This window comes from Haloactinopolyspora sp. (genome assembly GCF_027324685.1).
In the GTDB taxonomy this organism is placed as follows: Bacteria; Actinomycetota; Actinomycetes; order Jiangellales; family Jiangellaceae; genus Haloactinopolyspora.
The window spans coordinates 1-13,538 of sequence record NZ_DAHVSH010000132.1 but is presented as its reverse complement, the minus strand read 5'-3'; the positions used below and the strand labels follow the sequence as shown (position 1 = coordinate 13,538).

15 protein-coding genes are annotated in these 13,538 nt (G+C 68.7%); 7 read left to right on the top strand and 8 right to left on the bottom strand.

Going from position 1 to position 13,538, the window contains the following annotated elements:
* The first annotated feature begins 36 nt into the window (after window positions 1-36).
* Together M6444_RS14875 and M6444_RS14870 are read left to right on the top strand one after the other, a co-directional pair.
* Window positions 37-1,137: an alkene reductase gene (locus M6444_RS14875; protein WP_298328900.1), complete on the top strand. Its 1,101-nt coding sequence runs from the start codon at window positions 37-39 to the stop codon at window positions 1,135-1,137.
* Window positions 1,134-1,613 carry a MarR family transcriptional regulator gene (locus M6444_RS14870; protein ID WP_298328896.1) on the top strand — a complete coding sequence of 160 codons (480 nt, stop codon included), beginning with the start codon at window positions 1,134-1,136 and terminating at the stop codon, window positions 1,611-1,613. The genes M6444_RS14875 and M6444_RS14870 overlap by 4 nt, the downstream gene beginning before the upstream one ends.
* Here the strand turns inward: M6444_RS14870 and M6444_RS14865 are convergent.
* Window positions 1,610-2,488: a hypothetical protein gene (locus M6444_RS14865; protein ID WP_298328894.1), complete on the bottom strand. Its 879-nt coding sequence runs from the start codon at window positions 2,486-2,488 to the stop codon at window positions 1,610-1,612. The two genes, M6444_RS14870 and M6444_RS14865, sit on opposite strands and share 4 nt — an antisense overlap.
* A complete protein-coding gene (locus M6444_RS14860) occupies window positions 2,485-2,949 on the bottom strand; it encodes a hypothetical protein (RefSeq protein ID WP_298328892.1) in 465 nt (154 codons plus the stop codon). The genes M6444_RS14865 and M6444_RS14860 overlap by 4 nt, the downstream gene beginning before the upstream one ends.
* A 228-nt stretch (window positions 2,950-3,177) precedes the next feature.
* Here M6444_RS14860 and groL point away from each other — a divergent pair, with 228 nt between their 5' ends.
* Window positions 3,178-4,806 carry a chaperonin GroEL gene (gene groL / locus M6444_RS14855; protein WP_298328889.1) on the top strand — a complete coding sequence of 543 codons (1,629 nt, stop codon included), beginning with the start codon at window positions 3,178-3,180 and terminating at the stop codon, window positions 4,804-4,806.
* Window positions 4,807-4,873: 67 nt separating this feature from the next.
* Here groL and M6444_RS14850 read toward each other — a convergent pair whose 3' ends face one another.
* Window positions 4,874-5,218, bottom strand: coding sequence for a hypothetical protein (locus M6444_RS14850; RefSeq protein WP_298328888.1), 345 nt, complete (start codon window positions 5,216-5,218; stop codon window positions 4,874-4,876).
* A 37-nt stretch (window positions 5,219-5,255) separates the two neighbouring features.
* Between M6444_RS14850 and M6444_RS14845 the strand changes: the two genes are divergently transcribed.
* Window positions 5,256-5,960, top strand: coding sequence for a copper homeostasis protein CutC (locus M6444_RS14845; protein ID WP_298328887.1), 705 nt, complete (start codon window positions 5,256-5,258; stop codon window positions 5,958-5,960).
* 10 nt (window positions 5,961-5,970) lie between these two features.
* Entirely contained in the window at window positions 5,971-6,231 is a 261-nt protein-coding gene (locus tag M6444_RS14840; RefSeq protein ID WP_298328886.1) for a DUF4031 domain-containing protein, read from the top strand.
* Between the two features lie 5 nt (window positions 6,232-6,236).
* On the opposite strand, the gene M6444_RS14835 is transcribed toward M6444_RS14840, so the two are convergent.
* The 4 genes from M6444_RS14835 to M6444_RS14820 all read right to left on the bottom strand — a co-directional run bounded on the left by M6444_RS14835 (window position 6,237) and on the right by M6444_RS14820 (window position 9,385).
* Window positions 6,237-6,620 carry a hypothetical protein gene (locus M6444_RS14835; RefSeq protein WP_298328885.1) on the bottom strand — a complete coding sequence of 128 codons (384 nt, stop codon included), beginning with the start codon at window positions 6,618-6,620 and terminating at the stop codon, window positions 6,237-6,239.
* Between the two features lie 2 nt (window positions 6,621-6,622).
* On the bottom strand, window positions 6,623-8,374 hold the full coding sequence (locus M6444_RS14830; protein WP_298328884.1) for a DUF6571 family protein: 1,752 nt from the start codon (window positions 8,372-8,374) through the stop codon (window positions 6,623-6,625).
* Window positions 8,375-8,680, bottom strand: coding sequence for a hypothetical protein (locus M6444_RS14825; RefSeq protein ID WP_298328882.1), 306 nt, complete (start codon window positions 8,678-8,680; stop codon window positions 8,375-8,377).
* Window positions 8,681-8,755: 75 nt separating this feature from the next.
* Window positions 8,756-9,385 carry a hypothetical protein gene (locus M6444_RS14820; RefSeq protein ID WP_298328880.1) on the bottom strand — a complete coding sequence of 210 codons (630 nt, stop codon included), beginning with the start codon at window positions 9,383-9,385 and terminating at the stop codon, window positions 8,756-8,758.
* A 95-nt stretch (window positions 9,386-9,480) separates the two neighbouring features.
* On the opposite strand from M6444_RS14820, the gene M6444_RS14815 reads away from it, so the two are divergent.
* Entirely contained in the window at window positions 9,481-10,791 is a 1,311-nt protein-coding gene (locus M6444_RS14815) for an MFS transporter (protein ID WP_363326386.1), read from the top strand.
* Here M6444_RS14815 and M6444_RS14810 read toward each other — a convergent pair.
* Window positions 10,707-12,731 (bottom strand): AAA family ATPase, encoded by a 2,025-nt coding sequence (locus M6444_RS14810; RefSeq protein WP_298328876.1) that lies wholly within the window; start codon window positions 12,729-12,731, stop codon window positions 10,707-10,709. The genes M6444_RS14815 and M6444_RS14810 overlap by 85 nt on opposite strands.
* Before the next feature lie 159 nt (window positions 12,732-12,890).
* Between M6444_RS14810 and M6444_RS14805 the strand changes: the two genes are divergently transcribed.
* Window positions 12,891-13,430 (top strand): hypothetical protein, encoded by a 540-nt coding sequence (locus M6444_RS14805; protein WP_298328874.1) that lies wholly within the window; start codon window positions 12,891-12,893, stop codon window positions 13,428-13,430.
* Window positions 13,431-13,538: the final 108 nt, after the last annotated feature.

Genomic DNA, 13,538 nt, shown 5'->3' with positions numbered 1-13,538 from the left:
ATAAGTAATTTCCGGACCACCCAGAGGAGACCCTCCATGAGCACCGCCTTCGATCCCATCGAGGTCGGCAACCAGAAGTTGACCAACCGCATCGTCATGTCACCGATGACGCGTAGTCGGGCCTACGGTCCGGAGAACAGCGTCACGGACGACACGGCCACGTACTACCGCCAGCGGGCCGAGGCGGGCCTGATCGTGACTGAAGGCATTCAGCCGAGTGTCGTCGGACAGGGCTATCCCCATACACCCGGCCTGCACTCTGCCGTACAGGTGGAGGCGTGGCGGCGGGTCACCGACGCCGTCCACGCCGAGGGTGGAGTGATCTTCGCGCAACTGATGCACACCGGCCGGATCGGCCACCCGGACTCGTACCCCAGCCCGCAGACGCCGGTCGGGCCCTCACCGGTCCGCGCGGCCGGACAGATCTTCACCGTCCAGGGCAGACAGGATTTCGTCGTCCCGCGCGAACTCACTTCGGCCGAGGTCGAACAGACCATTTCGGACTTCGTCGACGCCGCCAGAAACGCGGTCGCGGCCGGCTTCGACGGCGTGGAGGTCCACGGCGCCAACGGCTACCTGCTGCACCAGTTCCTGTCCACCAACGCCAATCAGCGCAGCGACGAATGGGGCGGGTCCCCGGCCCGGCGGGCCCGGCTGGTCATCGAAACGACGCAGGCGATTGCAGCGGCGATCGGACCGGATCGCACGGGTCTGCGCCTGTCTCCGGCCAACCCGCTCAACGACATCGTCGAGGACGACCATCGCGACACCTATCCGCTGGTCCTGAATGCTCTGGACGCACTCGGGCTCGCCTATCTGCACGTGCTGGAGACACAAGACCCGGAGTTCACGCCGCTGTTGCGACAGGCGTGGAGTGGCCCGTTCATGCTCAACCCCGCTACGCCTGGCGGGCACACCGGACCGGAGCACCTCCGGCTCCTCGACAACGGAGCCGCGGACCTCATCTCGTTCGGCAAGCTGTTCATCGCCAACCCCGACCTGCCCACGAGGATGCAGGCGGGGGCGCCGCTGGCCACTCCGGACATGACCAAGGCCTACGGTGGCGACCACCGCGGTTACACCGACTACCCGACCTACTCGCAGACCGTTGCCACTTCGGAGACAGGAGTCCCGTGACCGACCACCGTGACGAAGCCTCCCGCGGCGACTTCGCGCTCGCCGAGTTGGCCCCTGTCGGTCACGCCATCTTCCGGGTTGCGCGGCTGCACAAGACGCTGGCCGGCCGGCTCCTGCGCGAACTCGGGCTGTACCCGGGTCAAGAACTGGTGATGATGCGGCTGTGGACCGAAGGCCCGCAGCGGCAGGTCGACCTGGTACGGATGCTGGAGTCCGAAGCTCCAACGGTCACCCGCACGATCGGACGTCTCGAGAAGGCCGGCCTGGTCTTCACGACACGGAGTCCCACCGACCGACGGTCGGTCGTCGTCACGGCCACCGAGGCGAGCCTGGCGCTGCGTGAGCGCGTCGAGCAGGCCTGGGCGATGCTGGAAGCCCGCACCGTGGGCACGTGGGACGAGCGCCGCCGGCAAGACGTCCTCGACGCGCTGCATGCTCTGGAAGCCAACCTGGCCGAAGGTCCCGACGAAGGCTAGGCCCGCGCCGGGCTGCCCGGCCTGATGCTGCCGTACCAGCGCTTGGCCACCGGCACGACCCGCTCCAGCGGCAGGAACGCCAGCCAACACACCACGGTCGGCAGGAAGTGGATGCCCAGCGCCAGGTACGTCATCAGATGGAAGCCGAGGAACATCGCCACGGCCGCGTACAGCGCGCGGCGGCGGAGGAAGAGGACGACCGGGGACAGGAACTCGATGATGAGCAGTCCCCACTGGGCGATGATCAATACCCACGGGTAGTCGGTCAGCCAGCGGAACATGTCCGAGCCGCGACGCATCAAGGCCCAGATGAACACCGCGCCGTTGGCCCAGGTGGCTGGGGATCCGCTGCGCACCCACTTCACGACGGCGGAGTAGAAGTAGGTCGCGATGGTGGCCACCTGGATGCACCGGAACGCCCATCCGGCAGCTTCGCTGGAGTCGCGTTCACCGAATCGGGCGCGCCCGATGGTCGGCAGTACGGCGACGGCGACCATCAAGGCCAGGTGGTCGTGGGAGACGTAGCCGTAGCCCTGACTGATGATCATCCACTCGAAGTACGCGACGGCGACGGTCCAGCCGGCGACACGGGGTAGGTATCCCGTCGCGGCCACCAGCGCGGCCACGATGATGACGATCTGCAGCGTCTGTGCCAATGCCACGGTCGGCTCGGGCAACGGCAGTACCCGCCCGATGAGTGTCGGCTGGTAGAACTGCGGCGCGTACGCCATCGGGATGACGTCATCGGTGAGGAAGAAGATGTCGTAGAGCACGAACAGGTAGATGGCCACCCGCAGCACCGCGACTCGCGCCAGCGGCACCGGCGAGCACCACCAGTTCACGACCGCTCCGCCGGCCCGCGTGAGCGAGCTCATCGGCGTACCTCCCATGTCGTGAGCTCCTCGACGGTCGGTTCGCCTATCTTGAGGCCGTCTTTCAGCTGCGTGGTCTCACGCAGGACGTAGAACGCGGTGTACTGGTCAGCGTCCGGGTGCAACTCGGCCCAGGCGTCAGCCAACCCCTGCAGTAGGGACGGGTCGTCGATGATCCGGTCGAGCTGGGACTCGATGTCGGCGCGGCCGACGCCGACGCCGTCCTTGTGCAGCGGCACCCGGACGTGGTCGCCGCTGACGGTGTCGGCCATGATGTAGGTCGACCGGACAGCTCCGTCCATGTCTCGTGGCGTGGCGTATTGCGAGAGCGACCCGAGCGGAAAGTAGTCGTTGGTGTCGTGTATTTGGCCCAGGGTCAGAATGGCCAGGGCGACGAGCGTCACGCCGAGTCGCCACGAAACCCCCACCCGCGAGATTCGCCGGACGGTTGGTTCGGAAGTCACAGTGCAGGAGTATACGCACGCGCGCCATACCGAGTATGCACCTCACCAGCGCTTGCACTCGACCTTGGAGAGTGCTAAACACGGTATTAGCACTCTCGAGGTGAGAGTGACAGGAACTTCGGATCGACGAGACCGTGGAACCCCGGTGACAGGAGCCGGGTGTCGCCACGGTCGTCCGTCGCGGGCGTCGACCGGACCATCCACCCGCTATGGGAGGACCAGGAACCCATGCCAAAGATGATCACCTTTGACGAAGAGGCACGGCGTGGCCTCGAGCGCGGCATGAACACTCTCGCCGACGCCGTCAAGGTCACCCTCGGCCCCCGGGGCCGCAACGTCGTTCTCGAGAAGAAGTGGGGCGCCCCCACGATCACCAACGATGGTGTGTCCATCGCCAAGGAGATCGAGCTCGAGGACGCGTGGGAGAAGATCGGCGCCGAGCTCGTCAAAGAGGTCGCCAAGAAGACCGATGACGTTGCCGGTGACGGCACCACGACGGCGACCGTGCTCGCTCAGGCTCTTGTCCGTGAGGGCCTGCGCAACGTCGCTGCCGGTGCCAACCCGATCGCTCTGAAGGCCGGCATCGAGAAGGCCGTCGAGGCCATCTCCGAGCAGTTGCTCACCGGTGCCCGTGAGGTCGAGACCAAGGAGCAGATCGCCGCCACCGCGTCGATCTCGGCTGGTGACCCGCAGATCGGCGAGCTGATCGCCGAGGCCATGGACAAGGTCGGCAAGGAAGGCGTCATCACCGTCGAGGAGAGCAACACCTTCGGGCTCGAACTGGAGCTCACCGAGGGTATGCGCTTCGACAAGGGCTACATCTCGGGCTACTTCGTCACCGACGCCGAGCGTCAGGAGGCCGTGCTCGAGGACGCCTACATCCTGCTGGTCGAGTCGAAGATCTCCAGCGTCAAGGACCTGGTGCCGCTGCTGGAGAAGATCATGCAGGCGAACAAGCCGCTGCTGATCATCGCCGAAGACGTCGAGGGCGAGGCCCTGGCCACCCTCGTGGTCAACAAGATCAAGGGCACGTTCAAGTCCGTCGCCGTCAAGGCTCCGGGCTTCGGCGACCGCCGCAAGGCCATGCTGCAGGACATCGCCATCCTCACCGGTGGCCAGGTCATCAGCGAGACCGTCGGCCTCAAGCTCGAGAACGCCACGGTCGACCTGCTCGGGCAGGCCCGCAAGGTGGTCGTCACCAAGGACGAGACGACCATCGTCGAGGGCGCCGGTGACGCGGACCAGATCGCCGGCCGGGTCAGCCAGATCCGTGCGGAGATCGAGAACTCCGACAGCGACTACGACCGCGAGAAGCTCCAGGAGCGCCTGGCCAAGCTCGCCGGCGGCGTCGCCGTCATCAAGGCGGGCGCGGCCACCGAGGTCGAGCTCAAGGAGCGCAAGCACCGCATCGAGGACGCGGTGCGCAACGCCAAGGCAGCCGTCGAGGAGGGCATCGTCGCCGGTGGTGGCGTCTCGCTCATCCAGGCCAGCCAGGCCGCGTTCGAGAAGCTCGAGCTCGAGGGCGACGAGGCGACCGGCGCGAACATCGTGAAGGTCGCAGTTGACGCTCCGCTCAAGCAGATCGCCATCAACGCCGGCCTCGAGGGCGGCGTCGTGGCGGAGAAGGTGCGTAACCTGACTCCTGGCCACGGCCTCAACGCCGCGACCGGCGAGTACGTCGACATGCTGGAAGCCGGCATCAACGACCCGGTGAAGGTGACCCGCTCGGCGCTGCAGAACGCTGCGTCGATCGCCGGGCTGTTCCTCACCACCGAGGCCGTTGTCGCCGACAAGCCGGAGAAGGCCGCAGCACCTGCTGGCGACCCGACCGGCGGCATGGGCGGGATGGACTTCTGAGTCCGACTCGCTGCTGAGTACGTCCACGAGGGCGGTCACCCGATCCGGGTGGCCGCCCTCGTGCTCGTCATGGCAGTGCGCCCAGCGCGGCGACGGTGATGCCTGACTTCTCGCACACCCACTGCGGTTCCGCGCCGAGCTCAGGTTCGATGCGCAGCTCGTGTGTGGTCGTCTCGTCGCACGACCGGCACCGTGGCCAGCGCCCCAGGCCGGCGTCGAGCAGTCGGTCCTGCACGTCCTGGGCCAGTTGGCCCGCGACGAAGTCCGCGCCGTCCGGCCACTGCTCGACCCACCAGCGCCGCTGCGACACCGCCGCGTCCAGGGCGTCCACCGCTGCGGGGACGTCGAGTCGGCGCGCGCCGAGGTCGCGCAGGACCAGAGCCCGCGCCGCCAGCATGACATCGTCGACCACGATGTCGATGGTGCCAGGTCACTGGCACACTGTGCATGTGCGCCCGCTCCTGGAAGTCATTGCCCTCGGCCCCGGCGACGCGCCGGGCGCCGTCGACGGCGGCGCCGACCGCCTCGAGGTGGTCGCCGACATGGACGCCGACGGACTGACGCCCTCGGTCGACACCGTCCGTGATCTCAAGCGCGCCTGCGACCTGCCGTTGCGCGTGATGCTGCGAGCCAACGACGGGTTCACCACCAGCGGCTCGGAGCTGGAACGGCTCAAGATGGCCGCCTACCAGCTGGCCCGGGCGGGCGCCGACGGCTTCGTCCTCGGGTTCCTCGGCCTCAACGCCGAAATCGACGTGGAGGCCACGCTCGCTCTGGTGGACGAGCTCGACGGAATGCCGTGGACGTTTCACCGTGCGATCGACCATGCGCTCGACCATGACGCCGCCTGGGAGGTGGTGCCAGGCCTGCCGGGCCTGGACGCCATCCTGACCGGGGGGTCGGCCCGGGGCGCCGCATCGGGGCTGGACGAGTTGTGCAGCCGTGCCGCGACGTCGCCGCAGGCGGCCGAGCTGATCATGGCTGGCGGCGGGCTCGAGGCCGACCATGTGCCATGGCTGGCGCGGGCGGGGGTGCGCCGGTTCCACGTCGGCAGGCGGGTCCGCCCGGGTGGGTCGTGGAAGGCCTACATCGACGCGGATCTCGTGCGGTCGTGGCGCACACTCGTCGACGACGCCGTGGCAGCAGCCCTGTGAGGTGCGCCCGGTGATCCTCGTCGATTCACCGACCTGGCCTGGTCATGGCCGGTTGTGGTCGCACCTGGTGTCCGACGAGTCGCTGGACGAGCTGCACGCCTTCGCAGCCGGCATCGGCTTGCCGCGGCGTAGTTTCGACGGCGACCACTACGATCTGCCGGCATCGATGCACGCCGCGGCGCTGGAAGCAGGCGCACGGCACGTGAGCACCCGCGAGATCGTCACCCGGCTGCACGCAGCGGGGCTGCGCACGCGAAAGAGCCGGCGGTGATGGAGTCACGACGGTGAACCTGACCGGAGCCGCAACTCCGGCAGGTCGTTCGTGTAGACGAGCACTTCACCCCAGTCGCCGCTGATCCGCCAGTGGTCGTCGACGCGGTCCATCTGGTCGATGTTGCCGAGGTCGACCTCGCCCGAGGCGTCGGTGTACGGCGTGGCCGCCCGGCTGATCCACTGGACCGCGGACGTGTTCGGGAAAATCAACTGGGCATCGGCGTAGCAGTATTGTTCGCCCGGCTTCGGCGGGGTGTAATCGGGATGCTGCTCGGTGAGTACCGCCTCGATGGTGAAACTGAGTGCGTCGGCGTCCTCGGTGATGTCGAGGACGAAGCTGTCTTCCAGGTAGACGTCCCCCAGGGCAGGGACCTCCGAATAGTGCATCGTCACCAGTCCCAATCGATCGGTGTGTGGTTGTTGGGGCTCTTCCGAGTGACCGGATTACCGAAGGGGTCGGTGCGCTGACCGGTATGGTCCCGGATCTCCACGTGGGGATGCCCGCTGCCGGGTGCCCTGGGGCTGCCCTTCTTGAGCGTCAACCGCACGATGCCATTCTCGTCGGTGAATTTCAGCGGACCGTTCTCGGTCTGCGAGCGGGTCCATCCCTGCGCTTGGGCCCAGATGTCCAGTTCGCTGGCTTTCGGTGTGGCACCGCCGGTGAAGTAGTCGCCGACATTCGGCTTGAGGATGGGCACGTCCGCCGCCTCGTCTGCAGCTCGCAACGCCTTCAGTTCGTCGGCGGTGAGCGCGCGGCGGGTCCATTTCCCGCCGGTGGCGGTCCAACCAAGGAACGGAACCATCCCCGCGGCGGACAGCCCTGAGTCGATGACGTTGCCTTCGGCGGCGTACCAGATGGCGTTGACGGCGTCGGCGGGCTCGCCGATGATCGGAATCAGGCCGAGCCCGTCGAGGACCAGGTGGCCGATGTCGGACAGCCAGTTTCCGTCGTCCCGCCGGTCCTCGATCTCCTCGCCCTTCATCGTCACGATGTCCTGGGCGTCGGAGGCGATGTCCGCACTGACGAGGTCACCGCCCTCGAACGGCGTCATCGCCGTGGCCATGGCCGATTGAGCGCCGGCGCCGTCGTCCACCGGCCACTTGCGGCGCGCGATCAGGTACTCCATGAACGCGTTGACGTCGGACTTCTTGCCGTCGGACTCGATCTCGACGGTGTCGCCGTGGCCGAAGAGCTCGTGGCCCGCCTCGGGATTGCGTCCAACAGCTTCCAGGATGCCGGCCAGCGGGTCGTAGTACTCGGTGTAGCCGGTGGGGGCGCCGTCGTCGTCGCCGTGGACCGGGTCGACCGCGCCGTACATCTCCGACGACAGCCCCCCGGAGACGCGTTCGCGCCACATGCCCTCGCGGTCGTACTCGCGCTCGTAGTCGTAGACGCCTTGCGCGAGTGTGGTGAGGAAGTCCTTCGACCAGGTGCCGCGGGACACCACCAAGCCCAGCGCGCTGGCCTGGCCGGGCGTCGCCTGCTCGTCGGTGATGGCCTCGAGCCACTGCTGGGCGTAGTCGCCGTCGAGCGCCAGATCACCGGTGTTCTGGGTAGCCAGGCCGAAGGTGGTGCCCATGTCGTCGAGGAGCGACTCGTAGGCGGTGTCGAACTCCTCGACGTCCTGCCGGTCCCGCTCGGTCAAGGCATGCCGCGCCAGGTGGCGGCGCTCGGACGAGAGATCGAGGACGACCTCGGAGACCTTCTCGGGGCTGACTTTCTCCGCCAGGCGCTGGGCGAAGTACGGATCGGTGGCGTTGTCGGCCAGCAGTTCGACGAGTTCGTCGGAGGGAGTGCCGCCCATGTCGTCCATGAGTTCGGCGGCACGGTCAGCGCGCTCACGCGCCTCAGCCGGCGTCGCGGTGGAGATCTTGCTTTCGTCGATCTCGGCGAACGTCTGCGGCCCCGGCTTCTGCGCTTCGACGTGCCGGGCCAGCGCGAGGCGACGCCGGAGGCCGGGAAGCTCGTCGTCGATCCACGTATTGACGCCGTCGACGTTCTTCAGCGCGTCGGTCGAGAGCCAGACGTCTTCGAGGTTGTATCGCAGCCGCCCAGCTCGATCCGACAGCTCGGCGGATGCCTTTTCCATGGCCTTCACGAGGTCGGCCATATGGCCCAGATCGATCGACGCGACGGCCATCTACAGGTTCCTCCAACGCGTCTGCCAGGCATTCGGCTCTACCGTTTTCGGCTGGCCCTCGATGGCGTCGCTGAACTCCTGCATCACGGCCTCGCCCGCATCGTTCAGTGTTCTCACGTGGCCGGTCAGCTCGGCGTAGAAGTCGTCGGCCGTTGAACTCACCCACGCGCTGTTGTCCATGGCGGTCACGGCGTCAGCCAGCTCGCTGGCGATCTGCTCGGCGTCGTCGCGGGAGAGCCCCCGCCGGGTTGCGATAGTGGCGCGGTACGGGTTCGGGAAACTGCCTTCCTCGTCACCGTCTGACACGACCGCACACACCTCCTCGGTGACGGGCCAACCGGTACGTTCGACGTTCGTGGCTACTCTCGCATGCCAGTGGGCTCAGGCCATCCTCCGGGCTCGCAGCTCGCTGAGTTCGGCCTGCATGTTGTGCCGAGCGCGGGTCGCCCAGGCGCGTCCCCCGGTGCGGGTCCGGAACAGCGGATCGGCGGTGAGCAGCCGCTCGAGCACCGCGATCCGCCCGGTGGCGAAGTCCGCGTCACCGACATGGGCGTAGTCCTGGCGGACGGCCGCGGTGTAGGCCGCGTACTGCTCCGGCGAGCCGCCGAGCACCGACAGGTCGGCGTCGCACAGGACCGCGCCGTCAGCGTCGCCGGGCGCTGGGTCGTGCGTGCGGGTCAGCAGCACCAGCCGGACGACCTCGTCGACGGTGTCGGCGGGCAGCTCGAGCCGGGCGAGCATCTCGCGGGCGAGCTCGGCGCTGGCCTCCTCGTCCGCGCCGGGTCGGCCTTCGTAGACGGCATCGTGGAACCACGCGGCGAACCGGACGGCGGTCAGGTCGCGGGCCTCCGGGGCGAGCACGTCGACGGCGTGGAGCACGGCCGTCAGGTGCGTGGTGTCGTGATAGTGCCGGTGCGGCTCCCGCCAGCGCCGGAGCAGCTCGGCACCGGCCTGCCCGGCCGCCGGTGACGTTCCGGCGAGGGTGCGCCAGCGATGCTCGAGGTCGTCCATTCACCCATCCTCGCGGTAGAATGGTCTCAAGCACAGGGTTCCGTGCGCGCTTGAGAGGTGGGGAGGCGCGCACGTCGTGCTACCCGGAGAACCTCGTGTCGCCCGTTTCGTCGTACCGCCGCCTGTTTCGGCTGGCCGGCCTCACCTACGTCGTCATCGCCTTTCTCGGTCGGCTTCCGCTGGCCATGAGCCAACTCGGCACCCTGCTGCTCGTCTCGACGGCCACCGGCCGCTACAGCCTGGGTGGCCTGGCCGCTGGAGTCCTGGCCATCGCCAACGCTGTCGGGGCGCCGGTCGCGGCCGGCATCGCCGACCGGGTGGGGCAACGGATCGTCGTGCTGGTCCAGTCGATCGCCGCAGGGCTCGCCCTGGCCGGGCTGGTCACCGCCGTGCGCCTCGGCGCACCCACGGCCGTCCTGGTCGGTGTGGCGGTCATCGCGGGGCTGTCGATCCCCCAAGTCGGTCCGCTCGCGCGAGCGCGGTGGCGCCCGATCACCAGCGACGCCGGTGCCGGCCGCGAACGGTTGGTGGATGCTGCGTTCTCCTACGAGGGCGCTGCGGACGAGGCCTCGTTCATGCTCGGCCCGGCCCTGGTCGGGGCGGTCGCGGTGGTCCTCGATCCTGGCGCCGCGTTGCTCGTCGCCGGCGCCTTGCTGGTCGTGTTCGGGTCGTGGTTCGCGCTGCATCCCACGGCGAAACTGGCGCACGCACGCAAGCCCGCCGGCTCCGGTGCCCGGGTGCGGTTCGTGACGCCGGCGTTCGTCGTGCTCGGGGTGGCGCAGCTGTTGATCGGTGTGGTGTTCGGCGCGACCCAGACCGGCGCGACGGTGCTGGCCACCGCCGAGGGCCGACCTGGTCTCGCGGGCCTGGTGCATGCCTTGCTGGCCGTCGGCAGCGTGCTGGCCGGCCTCGCGGTCGCCGGGCTGCCCGCGAGGTTCCGCTACGAGCAGCGAATCCTCGTCTTTGCCGGCGGCCTCGTCCTCTTGTCCGCGCCACTGCTCGCGGTGACCACGCTGGGCGGGCTGGTGCCGGTCGTGCTGGCGCTCGGGTTCGTCATCGCGCCGTACATGATCAGCGTGTTCGTGCTGGCCGAGCAGATCGTGCCGCTACGGCGCGTGGGCGCGGCGTTGACCGTGCTGGCCGGGTCGACGGGCATCGGCTACGCCGTCGGGTCGGGCCTGGCCGGACGGCTCGCCGACGCCGGTGGGCACCGCCCGGCGTTCGCGGTGACCGTGGCTGCGGCGGTCCTCGCGGTGATTCTGGCCGCGACGTTCCGTCGGCGGCTGGCCTCGGCGCGGTCACGGGCCAGCGCGGCTCGTCTTCAGCGCTCGGCGGCCAGTTCCGACGGCAACGGCTCGGAATGGACGATCGTGAGCGACGACACGGCGCGGGTGAGCACCACGTAGAGCCGGCGCAGGCCACTGGACTCAGCCGCGACGATACGCGCGGGTTCGACGACGACCACGTGGTCGTATTCCAGGCCTTTGGCCAGAGTCGCCGGGACCACGGTGACCCTGGCGTCGTCGGCGAGATCACCGAAGTCGATTCCGGCGGCGGTGAGCCACGCGGCGACGTCAGCGACATGATCGTCGGCGGCGATGACGCCCACCGAGCCGAGCCGGTCGGTGGCGGCGGCGACCCCGGCCACCACGGCCTTGGGTAGCGCGTCACCGGCATCGACGATCTCGAGTTCCCCGCGATTGGACCGCACCGGCTCCGGCGGTGCGATGCCGGGCGCGATCGTCGGCAGCAACGCCGACGCGAACTCGACGACCGCCGCCGGCACCCGATAGCCCCTGCGCAGCACTTCCAGGTGCGCATCCTGCTGGCCCAGGTGCCGCAGCGCCTCCGGCCAGGACGGCGTCGCCCACGGGGTGGTGCCCTGGGCGATGTCACCCAGCACCGTCAACGACGCGCCGGCGGCACGCCGTCCGACGGCCCGCAGTTCCATGGGGGACAAATCCTGCGCCTCGTCCAGGACCACGTGCCCGACACCGGGGCGGCGTTCGACCGCCGCGCGGGCCTCGTCCACCAGGACGGCGTCGGCATGCGACCACCGTGCTGATTTCGGGCCCCGGGCCGGACGTGCCCAGCGCAACAGTTCCTGCTCATCCGGGGTCAAGACCCCCTCTGCGGCTCGGGCCAGCACGTCCGGCTCGCCGAGGAGGCGCATGACGATGCGGACCGGATCGACGGCCGGCCAGATGGCATCGACGTATGCCTTGACCGGTTTGGATCGGGCGATGGCGTTCTGGACCCGGTCGTCGGTGATCTCACCGGCGGCCTCCATGCGCAGCAGGACCCGGTGGGCCAGCCGTTGGGCCAGCAGAGCTCTGGTCGTCGCGTAGGCGTTGCCGCGCGCACGCAACAGCTCGACGGCCTCGTTGACCTCGTGGACCGGTACGCGCCATCGGCGGGCACCGCGCGGAACGTAGAGCGTTTCGTCCGGCTCACGCAGGTGGGCCCAGATCGCGTTCGAGATGACCTCGGCCATCCGGGCGTCACCCTTGAGCGCGGCCACCTCGGGCGGGTCGACGGCACGGACGGGCACGGTCTCGACCAGCTCGGCGACGGTGACCTGCCGGACGTCGACCTCGCCCAGGGTGGGCAACACCTGCGCGATGTAGTGCAGGAACGCCTGGTTCGGGCCGATCACCAGCACACCGGTGCGCGAGAGGCGGTCGCGGTAGGTGTGCAGCAGGTAGGCGGCACGGTGCAGGCCGACTGCGGTCTTACCGGTACCGGGCGCACCCTGCACGCACACCGTCCGGTCGAGCTCCGTCCGCACGACCTCGTCCTGTTCGGGCTGGATCGTGGCGACGATGTCGCGCATCGGGCCGACGCGCGGGCGCTCGATCTCTTCGGTGACGATGCGGCTGGTGACGTCGGCCTCGTCGACGTCGAGCAGGTGTTCATCCTCGTAGGAGGTGAGCTCTCCGTCGGCGAAGCCGTACCGGCGCCGGAGCACCACACCGAGCGGGTCACGCCGGGTGGCCCGGTAGAAGGCTCGGGCGACGTCGGCCCGCCAGTCGATGACCATCGGGTCGCCGTTGGAATCCATGACGTGGCGACGGCCGACGTAGAAGGTGTCGGATGCGCGTTCGTCCGTCGAGGCGTCGACGGTGTCGATCCGGCCGAAGAACAGTGGCACCGACGGGTCGTCCTCGAGCGCCTTCGCGCGCCGGTACAGCGCTGCCTTCAGGTACTCGGTGGACACCTGGTTGCCGCCCTGGGCCTGCAGCGCCAACGTGTGCACGCGCATGGCGCGCAAATCCGCGCGCGAACGGCGCAGGTGTTCACGTTCAGCACCGAGGACGGCGTCGGACGAGGGCGCACCGGTGGACATGCAAGGCCTCCTGGGGCTCGACGGAACAGACGGTCATTCCGACGGCCCGGAGGCACCCGGTCCGGTCGTGAAGAGCGCAAAAGCTTAACCGGATGTGACAAACAGGTCAAACGTCGGCTTGGCGCGTAGGCGTCGTTGCTGGTCGCTATAATGACGCCGATGATCACGCGAGCTTGTCTTCCCGCCGTGCTGGCTGCAGCAGTGGTGTTGTCCCTGACGGCGTGCGGTGACGACGAGCCGGTAGCCGACTCGATCCCGACCACGGATCCCACGAGCGAGCCCACGCCCACCGAAGACTCGACCGCCGCCGCGGTCGCCGAGGTCGAAGCTGCTTATCAGGAGTACTGGGACGTCGTCGTGGCGGCGCACAACTCCGGCAAAGACTCCTATGCCGAGCTCAAGACCGTGACCAACGAGAAGGTCGCTCAGCTGCACGTCGCCCAGATCCGCGGCATGCGCGAGGACCACATCACCCGCGACGGGGCGCCGGACATCGGTACCCCGCAGGTCAGCGTCGACGGCGACACCGCGCGCGTGCAGAGCTGCGTGGACGAACACAGCTGGAACGTCTATTACAAGGAAGAACTGGCCGAGCAGGAAAGTGATCCACAGCCGCGCGTGTTCGACTTCGAGCGAGTCGACGACCACTGGGTCGTGGTGGACCGTGTGAACAAGGACGAGGCGACCATCGAATGTTGAGGCATCGGTTCGGCACCGTCGGGATGTTGCTGGCGGCCGCGCTGCTCGCGACGTCACTGTTCGCCGCTTTCTCACCCGCCGCGCACGCCGACGAACGATGCTGGCTCG

Excerpts from the sequence above, each read along its gene's own strand:
- M6444_RS14835 (WP_298328885.1), bottom strand. The coding sequence starts at position 6,620 with ATGCACTATTCGGAGGTCCCTGCCCTGGGGGACGTCTACCTGGAAGAC.
- M6444_RS14875 (WP_298328900.1), top strand. The coding sequence starts at position 37 with ATGAGCACCGCCTTCGATCCCATCGAGGTCGGCAACCAGAAGTTGACC.
- M6444_RS14865 (WP_298328894.1), bottom strand. The coding sequence starts at position 2,488 with ATGAGCTCGCTCACGCGGGCCGGCGGAGCGGTCGTGAACTGGTGGTGC.
- groL (WP_298328889.1), top strand. The coding sequence starts at position 3,178 with ATGCCAAAGATGATCACCTTTGACGAAGAGGCACGGCGTGGCCTCGAG.
- M6444_RS14820 (WP_298328880.1), bottom strand. The coding sequence starts at position 9,385 with ATGGACGACCTCGAGCATCGCTGGCGCACCCTCGCCGGAACGTCACCG.
- M6444_RS14805 (WP_298328874.1), top strand. The coding sequence starts at position 12,891 with ATGATCACGCGAGCTTGTCTTCCCGCCGTGCTGGCTGCAGCAGTGGTG.
- M6444_RS14830 (WP_298328884.1), bottom strand. The coding sequence starts at position 8,374 with ATGGCCGTCGCGTCGATCGATCTGGGCCATATGGCCGACCTCGTGAAG.
- M6444_RS14810 (WP_298328876.1), bottom strand. The coding sequence starts at position 12,731 with ATGTCCACCGGTGCGCCCTCGTCCGACGCCGTCCTCGGTGCTGAACGT.